This is a genomic window from Cognatishimia coralii (assembly GCF_037478305.1).
GTDB lineage: Bacteria > Pseudomonadota > Alphaproteobacteria > Rhodobacterales > Rhodobacteraceae > Cognatishimia > Cognatishimia coralii.
Genome location: NZ_JBBGAZ010000002.1, coordinates 64,534 through 89,671, shown reverse-complemented (window position 1 = coordinate 89,671; position 25,138 = coordinate 64,534). Strand labels below are relative to the sequence as shown.

Here is a 25,138-nt window from a genome sequence, read left to right as displayed (position 1 = left end):
GTGGTTGATAGGATCGTTGTTCACATTGGCGACAGCAAAGCGGGCTCGACCGCCCTGCAAACCGTCCTACGCTATCATCCCCCCAATTTTGTGTGGGCCTATCCAGGAACGTCGCTGAATCACAATCATCTGGCGCGCGCCTTGTCTCATCCCCGCTTTAAGCACTTGGCGCGACCCAGATTTGAGGAGCTTTGGCGACAAATTGAAAAAATGGACGCGTCAATTGCAGTTCTGTCAGCGGAACTCTTTCAATCGGTGCGGCCGGAATCCTTGGTCCACGCGCTAAAGGAGTATGGTCCTTCAAGATTGTTGCCCGTTTCTGTCATCGCCTATTGCCGGCCGCATCTGTCCAAACTGACGGCGATGTATTCGGAACGGGTGAAATTCGGGCAAAATGTTGGGACAATAGGCGACTACGCCGCGAAAATTCGGCAGACGCATCGATTGGACTACGCGCCGCGATTCAAGGCGTGGCAGGACTGTTTTGGCGATGATTTCACGCTAAGACCCTACTCACCAAACTGCGATATCGTGGAGGATTTCTTTCGCACGGCACTCCCAAACACGCCGCCTCCCGGCTTTACTTTGCGGCCCAATGTCTCGATGACGCAGCCCCAAATCGAGCTTATGCAACGCGTCCCAAAACTCGCAAAGGCAGTTGGCATTTCAATGCCGATACCCTCTGCGATAAATCGTTTGATCTGTTTGCACCTTCGGAAAAGCCGGATCGCCGCAGAGGGCGCAAAGGTGATGCTGTCGAGGATGGACTCCTTGTCGTTTCAGCGACGGTATTTTCAGGATGCACGAAAAATGGACCAACTGTTCTTTGAAGATACCTTTTTGAAAGAGGCGCTCGAGCGCTCGCTCACCAGCCCAGTTTCTGCTTCGAGGTATGAACTGGAAGCATCCGATATCTCGTGGTTTGATGAGATGGTGACATCTGTATTGAAGGATTGGTCGCGTGAACCATGTGCCTATCAACGCAGAGCGATCAAAACTCTAAGATCGTCCTTGTTCTAACAAGGAGGCAAGGTGTTGGGCCAGTTGCGTCGAAAAGCTCTGCCGGCCAGCGCGCGCGTTGAGATGTGAGAAATTGCGAAACTGCCTTGTTTTCAGTGAGAATTGATCGTCCCGGATCACGACAACATTTGGCGTTTTCTTTAAGCGTTCTGTCAAAGTCGCGAGATGCCCACGTCCCTCGAGTAACCCTGAAGTATACCCATCCAAAGGATGCAGAACGACAGCGACGTGCGGGCTTACGGAAAGCAGATGCTTGATTGCCTCAAACCAGATTTTCACGGCGTTCGGATCCAAAGGAACGTTGCCTGAATAGATGTCTCGAATTTCCGCATGGCGCTTGCTTTCCCAGACCGCAGGCGCGTCGCGTGGCCGCCAGGGTCCCTGGTGTTCGCGCAAGCTGCCGCTAAGGCTGGTGTCCCAACCTGTGTCAGGATCGCTGCGCTTTGACGCGAAACCCTGATAGTGACCCGCCTTAAAAGCGCTTAGGACTTCGATATCTCCGGCTGGGGGTAGCACTGAAAGTTGGAGGAGTTCCATCTCGAGTACGGCGAGTGGTAAGCCTATGCCAAGCTGCCGCGCAAGCGACGCGACATGTGCGCAAAATTCGCAGATGCCAGCATTACTGAGCATGGCCATACCGATATTGGCGGATCTGACGTCAATGCCTGCCTCGTTAAGGGTTTGGTCAATCGTGTCGCAATCCAGTGCGCGCATAAACCCTGACGATCCGATGAAGGGAAGCAATCGTGGCCCTGCTTGTTCCAGAAACGCAGGAAATTTTTCGAGAAAATCCACTGCACGCAAGGCGCGATAATGGGGGGGGCGCCTTTGCCCGAAGTTCAATGTTGGAGGCGGCTCAACTGCGTCTACGCGGTCTTTTGCCATAAGCTTACGAAGGAACAGAAGGATCTGGCGCAGGGTCATCTGCGAAAGCTGCGCGACATCTGATTGCGAAAGGTTGATTTTAAAAGCTGCCTCGAGCCGAGCTACGAAACTGGTGAACGCCAGCGAATCCAACCCGGCCTCCATCAAATTCCGAGCGCTATCAAGGTCGGTTGCTGCCAACGAAGGGTTCGCTTCTTGAGCCAAGGCGATGAGACGGTCAATGCGTTTGACGGGTCTGCGGGTTTGGCGTTGCAACGCTTGGTTTACGAGTTGCGCCAATGCGCGATCGTCGCGTTTCCCCGCTGCTGTCAGAGGCAACTCCGAGACTGGCACAACGCGCAGACTCGATTCCTGTGGAACTGCTTTGCGCAGCAGATCCACTTTCCCCCCAGAAAGTGGACCGTCTTGGGCGACTGCTGCAACCAAGCTCTCTGGCACTAAGGACCCATGCGGCCAAGGCAAAACCGCAACCTCCAATCCGCTGGCACTCGCGATTTGTGCTTCGATGTCACGCGGATCAACGAACCGACCATTCAGCTTTATCTGCGTCCCCTTGCGGCGTTTGAACCGCAGAAGCCCAGACGGATCGCGTGAAACTATGTCACCTGTAGCAAAAAGAGTGCGGCCGCGCCTGCGCAGGCCAAGGTAGCCGTCAAATACTTGCGGCCCGCCGAGATAGAGTTCTCCGGTATTGCTTATGGCATGGCGTAGGCTGCCAAAGCTTGTGCCAATCGGAACCATGCCGCTGGTTTTGTTTGGCGATGGTTGCAAAACATAACGTGTACAGGCGATTGTGGCCTCGGAGGGGCCGTACCAGTTTTCCAATTGGCCATTGGCCTGCTGCGCCCATTTCGCGGCAAGGCCCCAAGTGAGCGGCTCGCCGCAAAACATGGATAAGCGCAAATGATCGAGGGGACCCGTGGTCTCGCTGCGCAAAAGGGCCTTTCGCGCGTGAGAGGGTGTGGAAAACCAAACCGTCAGCCGATGTCGTGTGGCAAAGCTCTTAAGGTCCATCCCGTCTTGCTGTTGAGCAACGCAAAGATGCGCGCCGCAGAGCCAGGAAACCAAGACATCGTGCAGTGACAGGTCGAAGCACAGGTCAAAAATCTGAGAGACACGATCCGCTGGGCTGATGTCCAGCGCGTTTGTTGCGGCATTGAGGTAGGCTAGGAGGTTCCTGTGGGAGATCGGGACAGCCTTGGGCGGTCCGCTGCTGCCTGAGGTTGCCACGATGTAGGCGTAGGGGCTGGTTGCGGGCGGCGGCACGGTCGTTGGCGTACTGGTTTGTTCTAGCAAGACGGCGTTGAAACCAGCCCTCTGCAAAGATGCGAATAGCGGTATTTCACGACTGCATAAAACAGTCGAGGTGCCCGACAAGCGCAGGAACGACTCCAAATTGGAGAGAGACTCATTGGCATTGAGCGGCACATAAGTGCGGCCCGACAGGAAAATAGCGAGCACGGCGGCATAGTCTTGCCAACTGCGCGTTCCGATCAATGCGACGGGTTTGACCGAGCCTTGCAGCGTCTGTGCAATCGATGCGGCATGTTGCCAAAGGTCCGCGTAGCTTAAGCAAACGTCGCCAGCCGATAAAGCGGGCCGCCTGGCGTGTCTTTCGAAGGACTTCCCCAGCAGAGCGCTCAATCTTGCTGCCCCGCCAACGCCAATGGATTGGTGTTCCGACATCCCGCCTCCTATTTGCGGGATCTTTAGTATTTGGAAACCAACAACAAATTATAAATTTTCTAAGAGTTTTAGATAGCAAGGCCTGAAAATGTCGACAGCGCCCAAAGTCATATATATTGCGGGATCCGGGCGATCCGGTTCGACTTTGTTGTCTTTGCTCTTGTCCCAACACCCCCAGATCGCGAATTTTGGACAGATCAGGGATGTGTTCCTCGCGCGGTCAAACAATGCGATTTGTAGCTGTGGCGAGGGTTTGGCTTCTTGCACCATCTGGGGCCCCGTTCTTGATCAACAGCCTAAAGAGTCCCGCCGTTTGGGTCTTTTGCCTCAAAAAACAATCGTCAATGCCTATCTCTCGGCCTTCGCAAATACAGGCGCTACGGTTTGCGTGGACAGCTCAAAATCCGTTGACCTGTGTCGTGCCTTGCAAGCTGCACCGGAGGTGAATCTTTATTGCCTGAATTTGATCCGAGACCCTCGCGCGGTCGCGGTCAGCTGGTCGAAGGTTCTGGGCAGTTCCGACCTGTTGAGGAAGCGATGTCACAACTGGGTTGGACGGCAAAAACGAATAGAGCAAATGGGAGCGCGCGCGCGCGCAAAGTTCCTGCCGCTGCGATACGAGGACTTTGTACGCGATGCGGTGTCCAGCGTAGCTATGATCCACACTTGGGCCGGTGTGGCCCCGGATGCTTCGACCTTCGAAAGCCCGAGCGTGGCACGTATTTCCTGGCAGGATCAGCATCTGTTTGCCCCTGCCAACGAAGCGGTGCTTAAAGCGCGGGCGACATCTGTTCGGATTGCAGAGGCGACCGCGTGGAAGGACCCAGAGGCCGCGCAAGTGCGGGCCTTGGCGACCGAGATATGCTTCCCCTTTGCAAAACGCTACGGCTATCGTTTGGACTCCAGCCCATGATCCGCCGCGTTTTGGTCGTTGGCGCGGGGCTGTCTGGTGCGACCTTGGCGCGCTGCCTTGCCGAGGCTGGGCAACCGGTGGATGTGATAGATCAAAGGAGCCATGTTGCTGGGAATTGTCACACCGAGCGGGATGATCAAACGGGCATCCTTCTACACAAATATGGCCCCCATATCTTCCACACGAACAATCAGGATGTCTGGGCATTTGTGCAAAGGTTTGCGGAGTTTGAGCGGTTTGAGCACCGTGTCAAAACGACGGTTCAGGGGCGCATCTATGGGTTGCCGATCAATCTGCACACGCTCAATCAGTTCTTTCACGAAACCTGGGGGCCAGAAGCCGCCCGTAAGGCTTTGGCCGGGCGCCGCCATGTAGGTACCGAGCCGGCAACATCATTTGAGAGCCGAGCACTTAGGATTTTAGGGCCAGATCTATATGAGGCCTTTTTCAAACATTACACGGCGAAACAATGGGGACGTGATCCCAAGACTGTGCCCGCGTCTGTGTTCACGCGACTGCCAGTCAGGTTTTGCTATGACGATCGCTACTTTAGTCACGAAATTCAGGCCATGCCGCGCAATGGGTATACAGCCATGGTGGCGGCGATGCTGGATCATGACGACATATCCTACGAGCTAAACACCCGTTTCGAAAACAGCGACGTGGCAGGCTATGAGCATGTTTTTTACACCGGCGCGATAGATGCGTTTTTTGGGTGCGATCAGGGAGCACTGCCATATCGCACTCTAAGATTTGAACACCACAGGGCGCAGGGCGATTTTCAGGGGTGTGCGGTTATGAACTATGGCGACGCCGATGTGCCGTACACGCGCATCGCAGAACACAAACATTTTGCGCCGTGGGAAAGTCACAAGCACACCATCTATTCAAAAGAATTTGCGAGCGACGCCGCGCCTGGGGATATTCCGTTCTACCCGTTGAGACCTGTGTCAGATGAGTCTTTGCTCCGGCAGTATGTTGCGCGTGCAAAGGCTCTGAAAAGCGTGAGTTTTCTGGGTCGGCTTGGCACATATCGATATCTGGATATGGATGTCGCCATTGCCGAGGCCCGAAAAGTTGCAAAGGAATTTCTTGCCGCGAAGGCCCTCGGGAGGAAACCTGCGGTTTTCACATCCTCTCCTTTAGCGTCGCCAGCTCGTTAGAATTTTAGCTACGCGTCCAAATTTCGCCCTAGCCATGCCTGACATAGCACCCACCGCCCGCGCGAGGCTTTTATCCTCACAGAAGAGGATAACGCGCGATGCGGCCAGAGTTTCAGGGTCTCACCACCAGCGGGGACAGCCCGTACGACATTGATATCCGCGATTTGACCGTCGTGGAAACGGCGGGCGGCAGCTATTTGGTGGCGGTGAACGGGGTCAATGGGGGGCTTGCGAGTTTTGAAATCAACAGCAGTGGGTTGGTGTTTGAAGACAACCGGATGCATCAGGACGCAACCCTTCTGACAGGCCGCGAGACAGAGGTGACTGTGGATGCGGATGGCTTCGTGCTTGGCGGCACATTGGGCAGCGATATGCAGCGCTATCGGGTTGCTGCGGACGGTACGATCTCGACTTTGGAAGTGACGGACTTGCCGAGCGACGGCGGCGCAGGCTTACGCAGTGTGGCGCATGTGGGGCTGTCAGACGGTGGATCTGCGCTTTATGCGATCACATCCGAGGGCAGATTGGCAGGATGGCGCTTTGAAAGCGATGGCGCGCCGGCTGTGTCGATTTCAGGGGCTTTGACCCCGTCGCACACTCGCTCTGCCCTTGTGGAAGCCGCGCGCTTTTCTGACTCAACGGTGCTGGTGGTGGCCGAAGGAAATCCGGGACAGATCGAAACCTATGTGGTGGATCCTATCTCTGGAGCGCTCAGGGTGGGGGATAGCTTTGGGCAAGCAGACGGCTTGTCCACCTCCACACCAACCGAGCTTGTCAGTTTTGAAGCCCATGGAGGCACATGGGCCGTCATGGCCTCTGCGGGCAGCAATTCCTTGTCCCTGTTGTCGGTGTCGGAAGGGGGCGATCTTAGGTTCTTTGATCAGATCACGGATACCTCGCACACCCGTTTCCAAGGCGTCTCTGCGGTCAAAGAAATCGCGATCGGAGACCATCAGTTCATCGTGGCGGCGGGCCAAGATGATGGCGTCAGCATCTTTCGCCTGCTGCCTGAGGGGCGGCTTGTGCATCAGACCACACTCGTACACGAAACGGGGTTTGGTCTGGACAATATCGCGGCCCTCGAAGTCGCCGCCGAGGCTGGGGCTTTGCATATCTTTGCCAGCTCGCAGGTGACCGGCGGCGTTGCTCAGTTCACCGTCCCGTTGGATGACATCGGCGTCAGCGAAACTGCAACGTCGAGCGCCGTCGCGGAGTCTGGTGCCGGAGATCTTTTGGTTGGGCGCGCGGCGGCCACCGAAATTTCCGGTGGCGCGGGCGATGACATGCTGGTCAGCCAAAGCGCAGGCGACGCGCTGACCGGCGGTGCAGGCCGCGACACTTTCGTTGTGCATCAAGTGGACGGAGACGTCAGGATCTCCGATTTCACCAGCGGCGAAGATCGCCTGGATCTGACGATGTTTTCTGGCCTGCGCAACAGCGGGCAGCTGGGGTTTTCGAGCACCTCGAGCGGCGCAATTCTGACGTATCAGGATACGGTCCTGAGGTTGTCTTCGGCCGATGGGCAAAGGCTAGAGCGTGAGGATGTGTTTTGGGACGGGTTTCACTCTGTGGATCGCGTGGATCTGGGGGATGTGACGCCGGACGGCGTGCTCTATGGCAGTGGCGAAGCGGATGTTTTGTCGGGCACGGCGGCAGCCGACGACATTCAAGGGCAGTCGGGCGATGACACGATCAACGGTCAAGACGGAGACGACCGGATCTTGGGCGGAGATGGCCTGGACAGTCTGGACGGCGGGCTTGGGGCCGACACGCTTTTCGGGGGTTTCTCCGATGATCTGCTGAGTGGCGGGGCAGGTGCAGACCGGCTCTATGGGGAACAGGGCGATGACCGTATTCTGGGCGGTGACGAGGACGACCAGATCTGGGGCGCGGATGGCGATGACTTTGTGGTCGGCGGCACTGGCGCGGATGAGATCTCGGGCGGGGCGGGCCACGACGAGTTGCGTGGCAGTGCGGGCACGGATCTGATTTACGGCGGCGCGGGCGCGGATTTGCTAAAGGGCAATGATGGCAATGACACGCTTTTCGGCAATGACGGGGTCGATACGCTGAAAGGCGGCATCGGAGACGATTCCCTGGATGGAGGGGACTTGGATGACAAGCTGAAGGGGAAGATCGGCAATGACACGCTCTATGGCGGCGATGGCAATGATAAGCTGAAAGGCGGAGCGGGGGCGGATCAGCTTTACGGCGGGGCCGGAGAGGATCGGCTGGATGGCGGCACGGGCAATGACATCTATCAAGGTGATGCAGGCGAGGATCGCTTTATGTTCAAACGCTACCACGGCAGCGACCGGATCACGGATTTCACGCAAGGAGAGGACGTGATTGATCTGAGGTATCTCGGCGAAGGAGGCATCAAAAGGGTCGCGAACCTTGAGATGTCTCAGCAAGGTGCGGATGTGCTCATCAACACAGGATTGGGCGAGATCTGGCTGACAGATACCTCGCTTTCGGACATGGACGGCTCGGATTTCCTGATCTAGCGACCATACGCCCCGTTATTTTTGTGCCAAGAGCGCTTGCGCTGGGCACGGTGACCGCTAACATGAGGCAAAACTACAAGGTGGTGCCCCGTGGCGAATGATGAAAACCGCTCTTTGACCCTACGAGACGTATCTGAGGCGTCGGGTGTTTCTGAAATGACAGTGAGCCGCGTATTGCGCAACCGAGGCGATGTCTCGGCGGCGACGCGCGAACGGGTGCTGAAAGCCGCGAAGGAACTGGGCTATGTGCCCAACAAGATCGCGGGCGCTCTGGCCAGTCAGCGCGTGAACCTTGTGGCGGTGATTATTCCGTCTTTGTCAAACATGGTGTTCCCTGAAGTCCTTGGCGGCATCAGCGAAGTTCTGGAAACTACAGACCTGCAACCGGTTGTGGGTGTGACGGACTATCTCCCTGAAAAAGAAGAGAAAGTTCTGTATGAGATGCTCTCGTGGCGGCCATCCGGGGTCATCATTGCAGGGCTGGAGCATACCGATGCGGCCAAGGCGATGTTGCGCAATGCGGGCATTCCAGTGGTCGAGATCATGGACGTGGACGGCAAGCCAGTGGATGCCATGGTCGGCATTTCGCACCGCCGCGCCGGGCGCGAGATGGCCAAGGCGATCTTGAAGGCGGGCTATACGAACATCGGCTTTCTGGGCACCAAGATGCCGCTAGATCACCGCGCGCGGAAACGGTTTGAGGGCTTTACCGAAGCGCTCGCCAAAAGCGGCGTCGAGATCATGGATCAAGAGTTTTACTCTGGCGGTTCTGCCCTGCTGAAAGGCCGCGAGATGACTCAAGCGATGCTGGAGCGCACGCCAGAGCTCGATTTCCTGTATTTTTCCAACGATATGATTGGCGCGGGCGGGATGCTGTATCTGCTCGAGCAAGGCATCGATATCCCCGGTCAGATCGGGCTGGCGGGCTTTAACGGGGTTGAATTGCTGCAAGGCCTGCCGCGCAAGCTGGCGAGTATGGATGCCTGCCGTCGGGAATCCGGGCGACACGCGGCGCAGATCATCGCGGCACGCGTGGCTGGCGAAGACATCGAAAGTGTCGTGGAACTCACCCCAAAAATCGCCTTCGGAGATACGCTGAAGCGCCGTTAAACGCGGCGCGTCAGCATGATCCGCTGACGGTTGTTCTGTTTGGACAGGATTTCGACCGTTCCAAGCGCGGACAGCTGTATGATCTGGTTAGACGCTTGGCTGTTCCGCAGATCCAGGATCAAACGCCCGCCATCCACGAGTTTTTCCTCGAAAAACGGCATGTAGCTATCAATGGGGAAATGGAAGCCGCACGCCAAAAGGCTGACGATCATGTCGACTGGCTGGATGGCGTTTAAGTCAGCCTTCATTGGATTGGTCGTTCGGATTTTTTGCTGCGCGATCCCGTTGTCATTTAGGAACCGTGCGGCCTTTTGCAGGTTTGAATAGGCCGCACCGACCTCTTCAAACCCGAAATGGCGGTTTTCGGACGTTTCGACGTCGATCAATTCGACGTCGCAGTCAAAATGCTTTGCCGCCGCAAAACTAAAGAAACCGTACCCACACCCAATGTCTGCCAACCGGTCTGGGTGAAAGCCGTTCAGGGATTTCAGCAACTCGGCGAATTCGTCGTTGATCTGCCCATAGGCACGCGCAGGAAGTTGGGTGTTTTTTTCCCGCACAACCTCTTCTAATGCGGTCGCATCGCCCTCTGTCCAAGCCTTGACCTTGCGACCAGCCGATTTGACGTCATGCAAGATTTCACTGCGCTGTAGGATGATATTCAGATGATCCTGCGCGTCAAAGGCGTCAAAATTCATGCCCTTTACCACGCGAATGCGTTTGGGCGATGGCAGCTGTTTTTGCGCCTCTTTCAGGGCTGTGCGGAATTTCGGACCTCCGCGTTTGGACAAGATATATTCACACAACCGCACCGTCAGACGCGGGCGGTTCTTTTCCAGAACGGCATCCAGCAATTCGCGTTGATAGCGCGTCGACTGATGACGCGCGCGCATCATTTTATAGAACTCGGGTCGGGTCAGGGTTCCCGCAACGCAGCCCTCTATGATCGGGGTCAGAACGCCCATCTGCACCCAGAGCGAAGCCATGCGGTGCCCTAGGAAGCGGCATGGAAATTTCGTGATGTTCGGACTGTCAAACAGCGTCGCGTGCATCGCATCCTGCGGCATGCGCGGGTCATAGAACACATAGGCGTTCTCGGCGGCCGTCACATAATCCGGCGCATAGCCGTAGCGATCTTTGAAATTGCGCCGCCACGCTTTCAGATAGCGGTACTCCCAGCTCGCCTTCTCGCGGTCCAGCGTGGCCTGAGGCGAGATCAAAATGACTGTCGCACCTGGGGCCGCCGCGCTGAAGGCTGCCGCCGCATAGGCCCCCATTGAGGCCCCATAGAACACCACTTTCTTAAAGCGGTTAAAGAAACCGGTGTCCCGCAGCTCGTCAAAGAAATCATAGACCGCCTCGTCGCGATACCATGTCCAGTCATGCGCCATCAGGCCCAGCATGGACCAGCCACGTTTGGTCACAAACCCATAGCCCCAAGGCAGGCGATCTTCGGTGCGTTCATAGACGTGGTCGAGGTTTTCAAACGTCACGATCAGCGTGTCACCGCCCTCGACAAAGAGCGCGCTATGTTCATGCCCCAAGGCGCGAAAGAACCCTTTTTCCTCGCCCATTTTCGCGAGGTTCTGCCGCCAATCGGCGCGGGCTTTGCGTGGAGACAGGGTTTCCGTCATTGAAAGAGCTTCACAGCTTTTTGGACAAGGAACGTGCGCCAAGCGCGCACGTCTGAGGGTTCGACATTGTTGTTTTTCGCAAGCTGCGCGATGGATTCATCGCCGCGCAGGGCTTCGATTGCGATCATCGCTCGGAACCGCGGATCGTCCGAACCGCCCGAGAATTTCGAGACTTTGGCCGGAATTGGCGCCTCTTTGTGGTCGATCCCGTGATGTTTCAGCATCTGATCCAGAAAACTGCCGCGCCGGGGTTTGTTGTCTTCATTGACCCGCAGTCTTGGCTTGAGCCGCCGCGCCCATAGGTGAATGGCCCGAGTGTTCTCGGTTATTTCGTCTTCTATGTTGAAACGGCTCAGGATGAGGTGGTTTCGGTCTTTGAACGAAACAGGGAAGAAGACGTCCTTGTCCTGCGCATGTTCAATTTCGCCCGTGTCCTTCAAAAACCAGGACACCGCGCCGGGGCCTGTAAAGCCCCATTCCTGTTCGGTCATGTGAACAGGGCGGCCCGCGTTCTGTTCGTACTCCAACTCCTCGATCTGATGCGGTTTCAGCCAAGGGCCTATGGCGTAGGGATCCTCAAAGAACTTTAAAAGGCCCGAAAGCGTTTTGCTGTCTTTCGGCAGGCCCAGCACCGCGTTGCACACGAGCCCCGGCTTTTCCCATCCAAAGACATGATGGCCGTCAAAATCAAACGGGCGACGGCAATAGACATCACAATCCACCCAGATTTGATCCGTCTTTTGCAGCATATTCAGCCGCCATAGATCGGCGTGGATCGCGGGGCTGCCGGTGATCGCGTGGCGCAGCATCGGTTCGCCGGGATAGATCTCGTTTGCGTCCCCTGCCAAAACCCCCTCTGGCAGATTGCTGATCGGCGCATAGCTGTAGAGCGTGATCTGATGACCGGCGTCCGCAAAGGACTTCAGGCACAGTTGTTCCAGCCACGACAGATCCCCTCCGATCCAAAGGCTCGCGATTTTTGGCAGGTCAGCCATCTGCTCTCCGTTTGTTTCTTCTATGGAAACAGTAATCTGCGCGCGTGTCCAAGGGGAATTGCCTCAATGTTGGGTCGCTTGTTTCTCGACCGTAAAAAAGAACCCATCTGGGTGGTCGTTAAAAGCGATGTCGTCTGGCACCACGTCAGGACCCGCCAGAAACACATTTGCCCCAAAGTGCTGAAGCTTGCGCGACAAGCGCTGCATGCGCTCGCTGGTCAGAGTTTCGTAGAATGCGGCGTAGTTGGGGGTTGCCTTGAGTTCGTCGATTTTGGCGCGGTGTGCGTCAACGCAGGCGCTGTGCATCTTGGCGATTTCAGGGTCGGCCAAAAGCCTGTTCATCTCTGCCTGTAGCGCTGGCAACATGCGCGTGATCGAGGTGTCCTCGACTATGTTGTGGTTCATGCGAAACCAATAGGCGAGGCCCTGATCGCGGTCGACGTGGTTCACACGGCCTCGATCTCGTTTCACCAGAAAACTCTCGGCCGAGCGTACGGCATAGTGGTTCAAGCTGACCAGATCATAGCCGACTGTGGCTTTGGTCGATCTCCAGGCGTTGCGGAAGTTGGATTTCGGCATGGGTTTGCCAGACCCGTTGACCCAATTGATCTGCTCCCAAAGCTGGGGTTTCAGCCCCTTGGGTCGGTGCACGCCCAGCTTTTTAAAGATCCCAAGGTTGCGATAGAGCGTTTTGAACCCCCAGGCCTGATGGGGTTTGCGGGTCATCTCGGCTGCACATCGGGTGAAATCGCCAATCAGCGGGGCGTCACGAAATGCATGTTGATCCGAGTTGCCAAACAGCCGCCATGTCATCGCGATCATATTGGCGTCGGGCACAGCGGCGAAGAGGTCTGACAAGCGGCCGTCACCCACTTTCACATTGATAAACTCGTCCACATCCATACAGACCAGCCAGTCCGACCTTTGCATCATGGGCTCATCGTCGGCCGCATGAAGCGCTGCGTGTTGCGGCTTGAGGCCGCTCTCGCGAAAGGGATTGTCGCGATGTTGGACCAAGCCCTTGGCTTGCAACAGATCAAGGAAGGTATCAGTGCCGTCGGTGCAGTCGTTTGTGTAAACGAGGAAGTTTTCGACCCCGATGACCCGATGATAGGCCAGCCATTCCAGGATAAATGGACCTTCGTTTTTCATACAGGTCACGATGGCGACGGAGTTCGGGATCTTGGCCGTGGGTTTCGCGTGCTGTGCCGGGATTGGCACGGGCTTTCCGCCCCAATACGTTGTTGCGCGCAGCATAAGATCAGGGGCTTCCACTAGCGACGTCTTGGGCACGATCTTTGAGATCGATCCCGCATCGTGCCTTAGCGCCATATACCGATAGAAGGGCAAGGGCGCGGTCGTGCCCAAAGCCGCGCCCGGCATGAAGAACGGACGCCAAAGGCGTGTTTTGGGGGTTTTGGAAGGGATCAGGCTCCAACGTGTGATTTTCTGGCTGCTGTCAAACTGCGTGCAGATATGATCCGAGAACTGCGCCTCGCGCCCGTTGCGCACACGCCAGGGGTAAGCCGGGGTGCCACTTAGAAGGAGCGTGCCGCCTGTGGTACGGTCTAACAGGTCAATAAGCGTGTCGTCTTCGGTGGGTTCAAGCAGATCGCTTGGGTCCAGCAGAGTAACCGACTTGGCGTCATTCAAAAACCGCCAACGGAGATGTTCGACGACGTTCAACTGCCCAAGCGGGGAGCGCCACGGATCTGGGTCTGGAACCACCATGCGATCCTTGCCCGGAGCATCTGGCGCGCAGAAGGGGTGGGATTCCGCGGGTAAGTCTGGATTTCCGAGGGGAATATCAAACTGTATGACGGCGAGCGCCTTAAGGCCGGGTAGGGCGCTCGCGGCTGATCGCAAAGCCTGGGCAAAATCGCCTCCGTCGCTTGGGTCAGTACGATCTACAATTAAGGCTGCGTTTAGACCATGACGATCCAAATTCCATCGCAACCAATCGAGAGTTACCTCGACCGACTGCCCGTTGCGAAAGGCCAGCACAGCATGCAGGTTTTCGAACAGGTCACGCTGATGGTGCGAAAGGGTGACGTCTGGTCGGGCCTCGGACGCGGCAAAGCTGAGGATCTGATGCGCACCAATGGCTCTGACTTCGGGTTGCACGGCACTAAGACGCGCTGGCGTCAGGCTGCCAACTCCATAGACCAGCGCCTCTTCTTCCGTTTCCACGGCGTCCAGGATCACCTCGTCCCCGATCCGCTGATGCGTGATCGCGTGGTGTTCAAACCGAAGGGTTGAGGGGACGTCTGCCATAGGTCAGGTGCTCTCGACAGAGACCTTTTGGGTGCGCTGAGCCAGATGGTACCAGTCCACCAATCGCCGTTGCAGGCGAGGCGGAGGCACCTCGCTGCTACCTGCTGTGATCAATTTGGTCATAAGACTGTGCGTCTCTGGTTGAAGCACAAGCTGACTGAACCGTTCTTGATGGCATTTCACACAATCATCATGCAGCTTTTTGACACCGGGCATGAACAAGAGCTCTTCGAGAACTTTCTTCGTAGCGCCCGACATCGCCGAGATCGATGTTTCTTCGACCGTGTTGAAGTTGCGATCTACCCAATATGCTAGGTCGATCGGCTTCTTTCTGTTGGGCAAACCGCGCTCGCGTTTCAAAAGGAAGGCAGCGACGGATTTGACCGCATAGTGATTGACCTCAACCAAGTTGCGCGCGGGTTCGTGACCGAAAAACGAAATCCGTTTTTCGTCCATCGCAAAGTCCTGATCGATGAACGTGCCGGACCCGTCCACAAAAATCGGGCGGCGGGCTTTCGCCAGAGGTTTCTGCTGTGGGCGATGCACGCCATAGGTTCGAAAGGGGCCATTCGGCTTAAACAGGGTCTTACACAGACTGGCCGAGATGGGATACGTCGCAGTTTCCGGGATGGCGCGTGTATAGGCCTCGGTCACCAAGCGATCTCGTATTCCCACATGGCCATTGTGCCCAAACAAGCGCCATTGCATCACAATCCCATCGGCCTCTGGTGAAATCGCGTTGATCAGGGCGGGTATGGTGCGGTTGCCTGTTTTGATGTTCAGGAACTCGTCGACGTCGCTGACCAGAACCCAATCGGCCTTGCTGGTCAAAGGATGCGCCCAGGCAGCCTTGAGGGCTTGCCATTGGATCGAGTTCCCCTTCTCGAGTTTGTGCTCAACTAGGCGCACAATGCCGGCCTGTTGCAGAGCCTTCAAAAGCTCGATGGTCCCGTCGCTGCAATCATTGGCGTAGATAAGGAAATCGGTGACCCCGGCCGCCCTGTGATGGGCGATCCATTCAAGCAGGTAGGGTCCTTCGTCCCGTACCGTTGTGACACATAGAATTCGCAATTTCTGCTGCTCTGATTTGCTTTTTTCAGAGTCTAACAGCCTTGACGCAAAAAGCCATATGAGACCGATTTCCACGCCCTAGAGATTCTCGAAAAACATCACTTTTCGTAGGTCACGTGCCAAAATTTTCCCGGTATTTTTGCTTTTGCAGGCGTCCTTGGCGGTAAATGAAATCAAAATGTCGTTTTTCGACCAGAGGAAACGCCGGTCTCCGGTGGACATTTTCATATGGACTTTAACGCCGCGCCGCACCAACAAGCCACGCGTTCAAATTGGTCAACGGACCTCTTTGATCCTGTGCTGACTCTGGCGGCTAACTTAAAGTCTGTCTGTCGACTCTCCCTTTCCGTGTTTGCGCTGACTCATTTTAGTGTTGCAATTCATGCGGTTGCGCGTGAAGGTGAAGGCGCACGTCATCACAAGTCGGCGTCTGTGGGGGGAAATCGACTGAAAAATGAACGCAACGCTCAGGTCTTTGGACAGCGAGTAGGGCGTTTTAGCTGTGGGCTTCGCCCACTGCGGTGACCTACGAATTTGGCCGGTTGAAACCAACGTGTTTCGGGTCCGGTCGTGATCATTAGAGGTCAAAAGGCGACCTCTTAGTGATCAAAAGAACTTGAATCGCCGCAAGGCGGTTTTTGGTCAAAACTAGAACCATAGGGGCAAAAACGCCCCGCACACAGGGAGACTATAAATGGAATTTCTGACACGTACCGGCAAGCCTCTGCCAAAAGAGATTGTCGATTCTGCCAAGAAAGTGGGTAACGACGAAGTATCTCGTCGCGAGTTCCTCGCAATTGCTTCTGCATTCGGCGCGACCGCGGCGACCGCATACTCCATGCTTGGCATGGCGGCTCCTGCCCAAGCGGCTGGCCACGCGAAAATGGGCGGCACCGTTCGCCTTCAGACTGAAGTGCGCGCGCTGAAAGACCCACGCACTTATGACTGGTCCCAGATCGCGAACTTCTCTCGTGGTTGGCTCGAGTATCTCGTGTCCTATGAGAACGACGGTACCTTCACCCCAACCCTGCTGGAAAGCTGGGAAGTGTCTTCTGACGCGAAGACCTACACTCTGAACGTACGTAAAGGCGTTAAGTGGAACAACGGCGACGACTTCACCGCAGAAGACGTAGCGCGCAACATCACTGGCTGGTGTGACAAGTCCGTTGAAGGTAACTCCATGGCGGGCCGTATGGCGTCTCTGATCGACGCTGACACTGGCAAAGCCATCGACGGTGCAATCGTTGTTGTAGACAGCCACACTGTTCAGCTGAACCTGCCAAACTCTGACATCTCGATCATCCCGGGTATGGCAGACTATCCAGCGGCGATCGTTCACAGCAGCCACAACGACGCGGACATGCTGACCAACCCAATCGGCACTGGCCCTTACCTGCCAGAGTCTCTGGAAGTTGGCGTGAAGGCGGTTCTGGTGCGCAACGAGAACCACACCTGGTGGAACGCTGGCAACGGCGCATGGATCGATCGTTTCGAGTATGTCGACTACGGCACCGACCCAGCAGCTTGGGTTGCAGCAGCAGAAGCAGATGAATACGACGTTAACTACTCTGTTGATGGCGACTTCATCGATCTGATCTCGTCTCTGGACGGCTGGAACACGAACGAAGTTGTCACCATGGCGACAATCGTTATCCGTCCAAACCAGCTTGCAGAAGTTGATGGCAAGCAGCCTTACGCGGACAAGCGTGTACGTCAGGCTCTGGCGATGGCAGTCGACAACAACGTTCTTCTAGAACTGGGTTACGGCAGCCGCGGTATTCCAGCGCAAAACCACCACGTTGGTCCAGCGCACCCAGAATTTGCTGACATCGGCGCACCAAAGCACGACCCAGCGGGCGCGCTTGCTCTGATGAAAGAAGCGGGCATGGGCGACTACGAGCACGAACTGCTCTCCATCGACGATGCATGGCGTAAAAACACCACCGACGCTGTTGCGGCTCAGCTGCGCGACGCGGGCATCAAGGTCAAGCGGACCGTTCTGCCTGGTTCCACTTTCTGGAACGACTGGGCGAAGTATCCATTCTCCTCCACCAACTGGAACCACCGTCCTCTCGGTGTTCAGATCTGGGGTCTGGCCTATCGCTCTGGCGAAGCATGGAACGAGTTCGGCTGGTCCAATGCCGAGTTTGACGGCATCCTGGCAGAAGCTCTGGCAACTGCTGACGTGGAAGCGCGTCGTGCTCTGATGGCGAAAGGTGAAGAGATCATCCGCGAGGAAGGCGTCACCATCCAGCCATACTGGCGTTCGCTCTACAACCACGCGAAAGAAGGTCTGGAAGGCGCTGGCCACCACATCACCTTCGAATTCCGCCCAGCTCAGGTTCACTGGACCTAAGCCTGTCGGAAAGACAAAAAGAAAGGGTCGCCTTCGGGCGACCCTTTTTTGTTGGGTGGCCTCCCGATGTGGGAGAGGAGGCCGCCTGACGCACTCTTATTTGATGCAGCCTTCGATCGAGTCCGCGATATTTTGCAACAGCTCGGTGTAAAGGCCCGCACCCAGATCAAGTCCAACACCCAGCGGATCGATTACGGTCGCAGAAACTTGACCGTTGGTCACAGATTTCACCAGCGCATCGCTGAACTGAGGCTCTGAGAAAACGCAAGTGATGTTGTGTTCTTGGATCTCGGCTTGGATCTCGGTCAAACGCGCAGCGCTTGGAGGCGTTGCGTCCGACACCTGCAGCGCGCCTGTTGCTTTCAGACCAGTGGCCTCTTCGAAATACTGATAGGCGTCGTGGAAAACGATGAACTTCGCGCCGCTGTATGGCGCAAGTTGCGCTGCCAGAGCGCCTTCCAGCGCTTCAAGTTCTTCGGCAGCTGCAGCTGCGTTTGCTTCGTAGGTGGCCGCGTTTTCTGGATCTAGTTCCGACAGGTGTTCCGCGATCTCGCCAACCCAAGTGGCCGCGTTGTGCGGGTTCAGCCACGCATGAGGGTCTGCGCCGTCGTGGTCATGGCCGTGCTCGTCGTGATGACCTTCTTCGGCGTGCTCGTCATGACCCTCTTCGTCGTGATCATCATGCCCATGCTCGTCCTTGTGATCGTCATGGTCATCATGGTCGTCGTGATGTTCATCTTTGTGATCATCGTGGCCATGTCCCTCATCGGCATGCTCTTCGTGATCATCGTGATCGTCATGATGCTCGCCTTTGTGCTCATCATGATCGTCGTGATCTTCATGGTGCTCGTCGTGCTCGTCTCCAGCGAAAATCGGCGTTTCGCGGAAGTTCAGAACCTCTGTGCCATGCGCATGAAGCAGCTCAAGCGACTCAGCCTCTGGTGCAAGATTTTCAATCGAAGACTCAAGCCAAGGTGTCAGATCTTCACCAATCCAAACCACCATGTCAGCTTCTTGCAGCGCGCGGGCCTCGGAAGGACGCATGGAATAGCCATGAGGGGAACTGCCCTGTTTCATCAGTAGCTTAGGGGATCCCAGATCACCCATCACTTGCGAAACAAGAGAATGAACTGCGGGGATATCGGTAACAACATTTGGCACGTCAGCATAGGCGGCCGTTGTTGTGAGCATCAGAGCGGAAAATGCACGAATCTTCATAGGTTTCTCATGTTATGGTATAACGTTGAGGGGTTGCCTATCTAAATTGTTATAGTATATCAAGCCTTAGATTCAGTCGGAGTCCCTATGACTAGTCCCGGTTTTCAAGCACATGATCATGCCCGTTGCGTCTCTGATGGTATGGAGGCGGCGCTTTCTTATTGCGAAAAGAATGGGCTGAAATTCACGCCGGTGCGCCAGCGCGTGTTTGAAATTCTATTGTCCGAGCACAAGGCGATGGGGGCGTATGACATCCTCGAAATCCTCGCCAAAGAAGGTATGGGCAGTCAGCCGCCCGTGGTCTATCGCGCGTTGGATTTCCTTGGCACCCATGGTTTCGTGCATAAGATCGAAAAGCTGAATGCCTTTGTGGCTTGCGACCATCCCGGCTCTGACCACGATCCGGCCTTCATGATTTGCCGGAGCTGCACCAAAGTCGTCGAAATGGACGGCAGCCCAAGCTCTGAGATTTCGAGCGCCGCGCAGGATCTGGGGTTTGAGGTTGAGGCCGTTGTGGTCGAGGCCGAGGGCCTGTGCCCGACCTGTCAGGACCCTTCATGACACTTGTGATGACCGATGGGATGACCATCCAGATGGGCGGTACCACCGCCCTGCGTCGGGTCGACTTTTCCATTTCCAAAGGCGAGATCGTGACTGTTGTCGGCCCGAACGGATCGGGCAAGTCGACGCTGATGCGCGCGATCATTGGCGCGATTGAGCCCACAGAGGGCTCTCTGACACGCGCGCCGGGGTTGCGCATTGGCTATGTGCCGCAAAGCCTGCATATCGACCCGACATTGCCCATTACTGTCCGGCGGTTCCTATCGCTGCCCAATCGGAAACCTAAAGCCGAGATCGAAGCAGCTATGGCGCGGGTTGCGGCCGAGAACCTTCTGGACAAACAGATGTTCACTCTGTCGGGCGGGCAGTTCCAGCGCACTCTTTTGGCGCGCGCGTTGCTCGAAAAGCCCGATCTTTTGATTTTGGATGAGCCGACAACCGGCCTAGACCAACCTGGTTCGGCGGCGTTTTATCGGCTGATCGAAGACATCCGGCAAGAGTCAGGCACCGCCGTCCTGATGGTCTCGCACGAATTGCATGTTGTGATGAGCGCATCAGACCGCGTGATTTGTTTGAATGGGCACGTGTGCTGCCACGGGTCTCCTGACGTGGTGGCCTCGGCACCGGAATATCGGGCATTGTTTGGGTCTGGCACGCAAGGGGCCTTGGCGCTTTATCGCCATGACCACGATCATGATCACCACCAACATGACCGTGATCACGACCACGCCGAGGATCACGCCCATGTTTGATGATTTCCTCGTGCGGGCGACTCTGGCAGGCATCGGCGTAGCGATTGGTGCAGCGCCCTTGGGATGCTTTATTGTGTGGCGCAGAATGGCTTATTTCGGAGACGCGACAAGCCAGGCGACCATCCTTGGCATCGCGCTCGCATTGGCTTTGAATTTGTCGGTCATTGTTGGGGCTCTCGCCGTCGCATTGGTGATGGCCCTTACGGTCACGTCGCTTTCTGGCCGTGGGTATTCCATGGACACGCTGTTGGGAGTCGTTGCGCACGCTGCACTGGCTTCGGGACTGGTGGCAGTGTCTTTTCTGAGCGGAGTTAGGCTCGACCTTATGGCTTACCTCTTTGGGGACATTCTGGCTGTTGGGCAGACTGACTTGGCCGTGATCTGGCTTGGTGTTGCCTTGGTCATTGCGATCATGTTCTGGCGATGGTCGGCCCTTTTGACCGCAACGCTCAATACGGGTCTGGCCAGCGCGAGCGGCATTAACCCAAAGCGCGAAGAACTCGTCCTTACAATCAGCCTTGCCATTGTCGTGGCGGTCGCGATCAAAGTCGTCGGAGTCTTGTTGATCGTGGCTATGCTTATCATCCCAGCCGCTGCCGCACGCCCCTTGGCGCGCAATCCAGAAAGCATGGCATTGATAGCGGGTGTTATCGGAGCCCTGTCAGCCGTGCTGGGCCTTCGCGCGAGTTATCTTTATGACACGCCTGCTGGCCCCAGCATTGTTTGCGTGGCTGCGGGTTTGTTTTTGGTGAGCAATATTTTGGGACGGTTCCGCGTCGCCTAGGCGGTGAACCACGCCTCGAGCGCCTGTGGGTCAGCCTCAATAAACTGAGCCTCGCCGCCACAGAACTCTTCAAAGGCCTGACGGTTCATGCCGTTCACGCCGCAAACCACAGGCACGCCCAGCTCGATCGCTTGACCGATCACATTGCGGAACCCGCGTCCTCCTGCCTCGTGTTTGCCGAATTTGTTGATGACCAAAAGGTCCGCATCCTCGGAAATCTGCGCTTCGACCTCGACCACGGCCTTTTCCAAAGCATCGACGTCCAAGCGACATCCGCGCGAGTCTTTGCCCAGATTCTGGGAGATGCGAATGGTGGGCCCCTGGGGCATCACCATGACGTCCATGTCACACATGGCACAGTCTTCGCGATCTGTGTTCACCTGCACGACACCGCATACCTTGGTGCCTTTGGCCTCTTGGGCTGTCGCAAAAGCGTGCAGAACCTGATCCAGGTCCCCTTTGCCTTCGGTCATGGTGAATGCGATTTTCATTGGCCGCGTCCTTGCTGTGTGCCCCTTATTTAGGGGGGCACAGTGGCAATTTCCATGGGCAAAAGCTACGCGCTACGCGCTGGTGTCTTCTTTGAAGCGAACGACCAGTTCTTCGAGCATCCGGCGATAAGGCCACGGGCCATGGCTTATACGCGCAACGCCCAAATCCGCCAGCTCTTGGACAGAGGGGCAGCCGGGCATCATCAGCACATTGACGGGGATGGTTGCGGCCTCACAGATACGGCCAATCAGCTCGGGATCCACGAGCGCTGGGATGAAATACCCGCTTGCGCCCGCATCTGTATAGGCGGCCAGCCGTTCCAGCGCTTGTGGCATGAGGCCTGCATGCCAGTCGCGGTTGGCTTCCTTGAGGAACAAGTCGGTGCGGGCGTTGATAAAGAGATCAACGCCGAATTCTGTCGCAGCTTCGCGGGCCGCCTGGATGCGTTTGACCTGATCGGCCTCGGAATGCAGACCCTTGCCGCCGATCATCTGATCTTCAAAGTTAATACCCACCGCGCCCATCTTCATGGCCTGCGTGACATTGCGGGCAACACCCGTAGGCCCAACGGCGTAGCAGCCCTCGAAATCCAGCGTCACCGGCACATCGACGGTCTTGCAGATCCGGCTGATGTTCATCATGGCGATTTCGAGGGGGAGCTTTTCGCCATCCACAAAACCCTGCGCATCCGCAACTGACCAACTGCCTGTGGCAATGGCTGGCGCGCCCGCGTCAACCAACGCCTTCGCACTGCCCGCGTCCCAGATATTATAGAGCACAAGCGGATTGCCCGGCTGATGCATCTGGGCAAATTGGGTTGCTTTTTCGGCCTGTGTCATGCGGCGCTGTCCTTTTGATAGTCCCGTTCCAGCTCGATCAACCGCTGTTTACGCCAGAGACCGCCGCCATAACCCGTGAGGCTCCCATCTGCGCCGATGACCCTGTGGCAGGGAATGATCAGCGCGATCTGATTGGCCCCATTGGCACGGGCGACGGCGCGGGTGGCGCTGGGTCGACCAAGGTCTTTCGCAAGTGCCCCATAGGTCTCGGTCTGTCCAGCACCAATGTTGAGCAATCTGCGCCAGACCAATTGGGTGAACTCGGACCCATGCAGGGTGAGCGGGATGTCAAAAAGGGATGAGCCGCCCGCGAAGAACGCCCCGAGCTGCGCGCGCAGGGTCTCGTGAATGGGAAATGTCCCGATCCCAAGCGATCCCTTGGCATAGGCTTTGAGTTTCTTCAGTGACCCCGGCAGGGCTTTGCGGTCGATAAACTCCAGCAAATGCAATGAGCTCTTGTCACAGACCGCCACCATGGGCCCCAAAGGCGTGTCGATCCAATCGGCCCTTAAGAGAGCATCTTTGGCAAAACTTTGCGGGCTTTGGCCCATGAGTTTGGCGAAAGCAGTTCGAAAGGCGCTTGGACTGTCAAATCCCGCGTCCAATTGCGCTTCGATCACAGGGCCGCCTTTGGCCAGCGTCGTAAAGCCTTCGCGCAGGCGGCGTTGGCGGGCCATTTCCAGAAAGGTCATCCCGAACTGGCGTTTAAAAGCGCGCCGTGCGGTTGAGGGGTCGATCCCGAGCTTGGCCACATCGTCTTCGCTGAACCGATAAGAGGGACGCGCTTCAAGTTCTGAAAGCAATTTGGCGATGACCGGATCTCCCTCGGCATAAGGCGCCATGGGTTTGCATCTTTTGCAGGCCCGAAAACCTGCGTCGATGCACTCGCCGATGCTTCCATAGAACTGGCAGTTCTCGGGTTTTGGATTGCGGGCTGGGCAGTCGAGACGACAGAAAATCCCCGTCGAAGTAACGCCCACCCAGGCGCGGCCTTCGTAGGAGGTGTCTCGGTTGCAAAGCGCTTCGTAGAGCGTGGCGTGGTCAGGTAGGTCAAAAATCATGCGGTCAGACTAGACTGAGTCGCGTAACACTGGCGTCTAAAATCGGGCGCGGATGTGGGATTTGAGTACTTAAGGCAAGATGAATGCCGTTCAGAGCATGTCCCAGAGCAGTTTCAGCGCCAGCGCGAGGGATGTCGTGATGAGGAGCGGCTTGATCAGGCGTGATCCGACTTTCTGGGCCAAGGACGCCCCAAGACGCGCGCCAAGGATTTGCGCTAGGCCCATCGCGATCCCTGTTATCCACCAAGGAGATGCTACGAAGGCAAAGGCGAGCATGCCCCCGACGTTTGAGGCAAAGTTCAAGAGTTTCGTATGGGCGGTAGCCTTGAGGACGCCGTAGCCAGCAAGACCCACAAAGGCGAGCATGTAAAAACTGCCGGCACCAGGTCCGAGAAGGCCGTCGTAAAAGCCGACGAGCGGGACCATGGTGGCCATAAGGACCATAGGAGACATGCGCCGGGCGCGGTCTTGGTCATTTAATCCTTTGGACAGGCCAAAATAGAGGGCGACGGCAATTAAAAGGATCGGCAGGAGCAGCCGGATGAAATCCGTCGGCAAGACAGAGATCAGTAAGGCGCCAGCAACGGAGGCGGCAAAGGCGATCGTGGCGGGCAGGATCTGTGCCTTCAGGTCGACATGGCCCCCCTTAGCATATGTCAGCGCGGCGGTGCCTGCGCCAAACAAGCCTTGGATTTTGTTTGTCGCAAGGGCCGTAACGGGATTTGCCCCGCTTAACAGAAGTACCGGCACGGTGATCAGCCCGCCACCGCCCGCAATTGCATCGACAAATCCGGCGGCAAAGGCTGCGCCAAGCAGAAGGAGGAGGATCTCGGTTGAGACCTCAAACATTTAGGCGAACTCAGACTTTGCGTAGCCTTGCAGGTAGAGCAGGGCGGTGAGGTCTCCGTGGTTGATGCGGATGTCGCATTCCGCGGCGACCGAAGGTTTCGCGTGCAGAGCAACGCCTGCGCCGGCAAGGCCGAGCATGCCAAGGTCGTTCGCGCCGTCTCCGACTGCCATGACATCATCAGGGGTGAGGCTGAGGCGCGCTGTGATTTCGTTCAGTGCTTCGACTTTGGCTTCGCGACCCAGGATCGGCCGACCGACGTCTCCGGTGAGTTTGCCGTTTTCAACCAGCAAGGTGTTGGCGCGGTTCTCGTCAAAACCGTGCGAGGCGGCGACGTAGGCGGTAAAGGCAGTGAAGCCTCCGGACACCAGTGCTGCGTAGCCGCCATTGGCCTTCATGGTCGCCAAGAGAGTTTGACCGCCGGGCATAAAGGTGATGCGCGTGTCGATGACAATTTGGATGACGCTTTCATCGAGGTCTTTGAGCAAACCTACCCGTTCGATCAGCGCGCCTTCGAAATCGAGTTCGCCATTCATGGCGCGCGCGGTGATGGCTTTGACATGATCGCCGACGCCAGCGACATCTGCCAGCTCGTCGATGCATTCCTGCTGGATCATGGTGCTGTCCATATCCGCCAGCAGCATCTTTTTGCGGCGGTTTTCGGCGGGTTGTACAATCAGATCGATTTTGAGGGCTTGCAGGTCTTCCCAGACCGACCAGAGATTGTCCGGTTTTTCGGAAAGCGAGAATTCCGCGGCCTCGCCAGTTGCCAGCCACTGTGCTTCTCCACCTCCCCAAGCGTTGCGCAGGTTCTCGACCGTAGCGCGGTCTAGACAAGGGTTTGCAGGGTCGGTCAGTAGGGTCGCGATGAACATATTGGGCCTCGTGATGGCGGGAACACTTTGCCCATAGCCCAGCAATTGTCGATTTACCAGCAGCGGTGATCCAGTCGAGGACCCGTTTCGTATCC

General features: G+C 56.7%; 20 protein-coding genes. 9 read left to right on the top strand and 11 right to left on the bottom strand.

From position 1 onward, the window contains the following. Nucleotides 1–1,020, top strand: coding sequence for a hypothetical protein (locus WG622_RS06020; RefSeq protein WP_339402769.1), 1,020 nt, complete (start codon nt 1–3; stop codon nt 1,018–1,020). Here the strand turns inward: WG622_RS06020 and WG622_RS06015 are convergent. Then, nucleotides 1,000–3,591: a non-ribosomal peptide synthetase gene (locus tag WG622_RS06015; RefSeq protein WP_339402768.1), complete on the bottom strand. Its 2,592-nt coding sequence runs from the start codon at nt 3,589–3,591 to the stop codon at nt 1,000–1,002. The genes WG622_RS06020 and WG622_RS06015 overlap by 21 nt on opposite strands. 88 nt (nt 3,592–3,679) lie before the next feature. On the opposite strand from WG622_RS06015, the gene WG622_RS06010 reads away from it, so the two are divergent. The 4 genes from WG622_RS06010 (at nt 3,680) to WG622_RS05995 (ending at nt 9,284) form a co-directional block, all read left to right on the top strand. After that, entirely contained in the window at nt 3,680–4,504 is an 825-nt protein-coding gene (locus tag WG622_RS06010; protein WP_339402767.1) for a sulfotransferase, read from the top strand. Next, on the top strand, nt 4,501–5,667 hold the full coding sequence (glf, locus tag WG622_RS06005; RefSeq protein WP_339402766.1) for a UDP-galactopyranose mutase: 1,167 nt from the start codon (nt 4,501–4,503) through the stop codon (nt 5,665–5,667). The genes WG622_RS06010 and glf overlap by 4 nt, the downstream gene beginning before the upstream one ends. A 98-nt stretch (nt 5,668–5,765) precedes the next feature. Next, a complete protein-coding gene (locus tag WG622_RS06000; RefSeq protein ID WP_339402765.1) occupies nt 5,766–8,174 on the top strand; it encodes a calcium-binding protein in 2,409 nt (802 codons plus the stop codon). 90 nt (nt 8,175–8,264) lie between these two features. Then, nucleotides 8,265–9,284 carry a LacI family DNA-binding transcriptional regulator gene (locus tag WG622_RS05995; RefSeq protein ID WP_339402764.1) on the top strand — a complete coding sequence of 340 codons (1,020 nt, stop codon included), beginning with the start codon at nt 8,265–8,267 and terminating at the stop codon, nt 9,282–9,284. On the opposite strand, the gene WG622_RS05990 is transcribed toward WG622_RS05995, so the two are convergent. From WG622_RS05990 to WG622_RS05975, 4 genes are all read right to left on the bottom strand, one after another. Then, on the bottom strand, nt 9,281–10,918 hold the full coding sequence (locus WG622_RS05990; RefSeq protein ID WP_339402763.1) for an SAM-dependent methyltransferase: 1,638 nt from the start codon (nt 10,916–10,918) through the stop codon (nt 9,281–9,283). The genes WG622_RS05995 and WG622_RS05990 overlap by 4 nt on opposite strands. Beyond that, entirely contained in the window at nt 10,915–11,913 is a 999-nt protein-coding gene (locus tag WG622_RS05985; RefSeq protein WP_339402762.1) for a glycosyltransferase family 32 protein, read from the bottom strand. The genes WG622_RS05990 and WG622_RS05985 overlap by 4 nt, the downstream gene beginning before the upstream one ends. A gap of 63 nt (nt 11,914–11,976) precedes the next feature. Further along, a complete protein-coding gene (locus WG622_RS05980) occupies nt 11,977–14,187 on the bottom strand; it encodes a glycosyltransferase family 2 protein (RefSeq protein WP_339402761.1) in 2,211 nt (736 codons plus the stop codon). 3 nt (nt 14,188–14,190) lie between these two features. Continuing rightward, nucleotides 14,191–15,258, bottom strand: a complete 1,068-nt coding sequence (locus WG622_RS05975; protein ID WP_339402760.1) for a glycosyltransferase family 2 protein — start codon at nt 15,256–15,258, stop codon at nt 14,191–14,193. A gap of 694 nt (nt 15,259–15,952) precedes the next feature. On the opposite strand from WG622_RS05975, the gene WG622_RS05970 reads away from it, so the two are divergent. Beyond that, nucleotides 15,953–17,614 carry an ABC transporter substrate-binding protein gene (locus WG622_RS05970; protein ID WP_339402759.1) on the top strand — a complete coding sequence of 554 codons (1,662 nt, stop codon included), beginning with the start codon at nt 15,953–15,955 and terminating at the stop codon, nt 17,612–17,614. Nucleotides 17,615–17,710: 96 nt separating this feature from the next. Here WG622_RS05970 and WG622_RS05965 read toward each other — a convergent pair whose 3' ends face one another. Beyond that, nucleotides 17,711–18,832, bottom strand: a complete 1,122-nt coding sequence (locus WG622_RS05965; RefSeq protein WP_339402758.1) for a zinc ABC transporter substrate-binding protein — start codon at nt 18,830–18,832, stop codon at nt 17,711–17,713. 87 nt (nt 18,833–18,919) lie between these two features. On the opposite strand from WG622_RS05965, the gene WG622_RS05960 reads away from it, so the two are divergent. The 3 genes from WG622_RS05960 to WG622_RS05950 are packed head-to-tail and all read left to right on the top strand — an operon-like array spanning nt 18,920 to nt 20,929. Next, the gene (locus WG622_RS05960) at nt 18,920–19,393 is read left to right on the top strand and encodes a Fur family transcriptional regulator (protein WP_339402757.1); all 474 of its coding nucleotides are present in this window, start codon (nt 18,920–18,922) and stop codon (nt 19,391–19,393) included. After that, on the top strand, nt 19,390–20,145 hold the full coding sequence (locus WG622_RS05955) for a metal ABC transporter ATP-binding protein (protein ID WP_339402756.1): 756 nt from the start codon (nt 19,390–19,392) through the stop codon (nt 20,143–20,145). The genes WG622_RS05960 and WG622_RS05955 overlap by 4 nt, the downstream gene beginning before the upstream one ends. Then, nucleotides 20,138–20,929 carry an iron chelate uptake ABC transporter family permease subunit gene (locus WG622_RS05950; protein ID WP_339403003.1) on the top strand — a complete coding sequence of 264 codons (792 nt, stop codon included), beginning with the start codon at nt 20,138–20,140 and terminating at the stop codon, nt 20,927–20,929. The genes WG622_RS05955 and WG622_RS05950 overlap by 8 nt, the downstream gene beginning before the upstream one ends. On the opposite strand, the gene WG622_RS05945 is transcribed toward WG622_RS05950, so the two are convergent. The 5 genes from WG622_RS05945 to serB form a co-directional block, all read right to left on the bottom strand. Then, complete coding sequence (locus WG622_RS05945; RefSeq protein WP_339402755.1) at nt 20,926–21,420, bottom strand: DUF2478 domain-containing protein; 495 nt, start codon at nt 21,418–21,420, stop codon at nt 20,926–20,928. The genes WG622_RS05950 and WG622_RS05945 overlap by 4 nt on opposite strands. 72 nt (nt 21,421–21,492) lie before the next feature. Continuing rightward, complete coding sequence (locus WG622_RS05940) at nt 21,493–22,260, bottom strand: isocitrate lyase/PEP mutase family protein (protein WP_339402754.1); 768 nt, start codon at nt 22,258–22,260, stop codon at nt 21,493–21,495. After that, nucleotides 22,257–23,321 (bottom strand): bifunctional transcriptional activator/DNA repair enzyme AdaA, encoded by a 1,065-nt coding sequence (locus WG622_RS05935; RefSeq protein WP_339402753.1) that lies wholly within the window; start codon nt 23,319–23,321, stop codon nt 22,257–22,259. The genes WG622_RS05940 and WG622_RS05935 overlap by 4 nt, the downstream gene beginning before the upstream one ends. Before the next feature lie 90 nt (nt 23,322–23,411). Continuing rightward, nucleotides 23,412–24,170, bottom strand: a complete 759-nt coding sequence (locus WG622_RS05930; protein ID WP_339402752.1) for a TSUP family transporter — start codon at nt 24,168–24,170, stop codon at nt 23,412–23,414. Continuing rightward, on the bottom strand, nt 24,171–25,043 hold the full coding sequence (gene serB, locus WG622_RS05925) for a phosphoserine phosphatase SerB (protein ID WP_339402751.1): 873 nt from the start codon (nt 25,041–25,043) through the stop codon (nt 24,171–24,173). Nucleotides 25,044–25,138 lie beyond the last annotated feature (95 nt).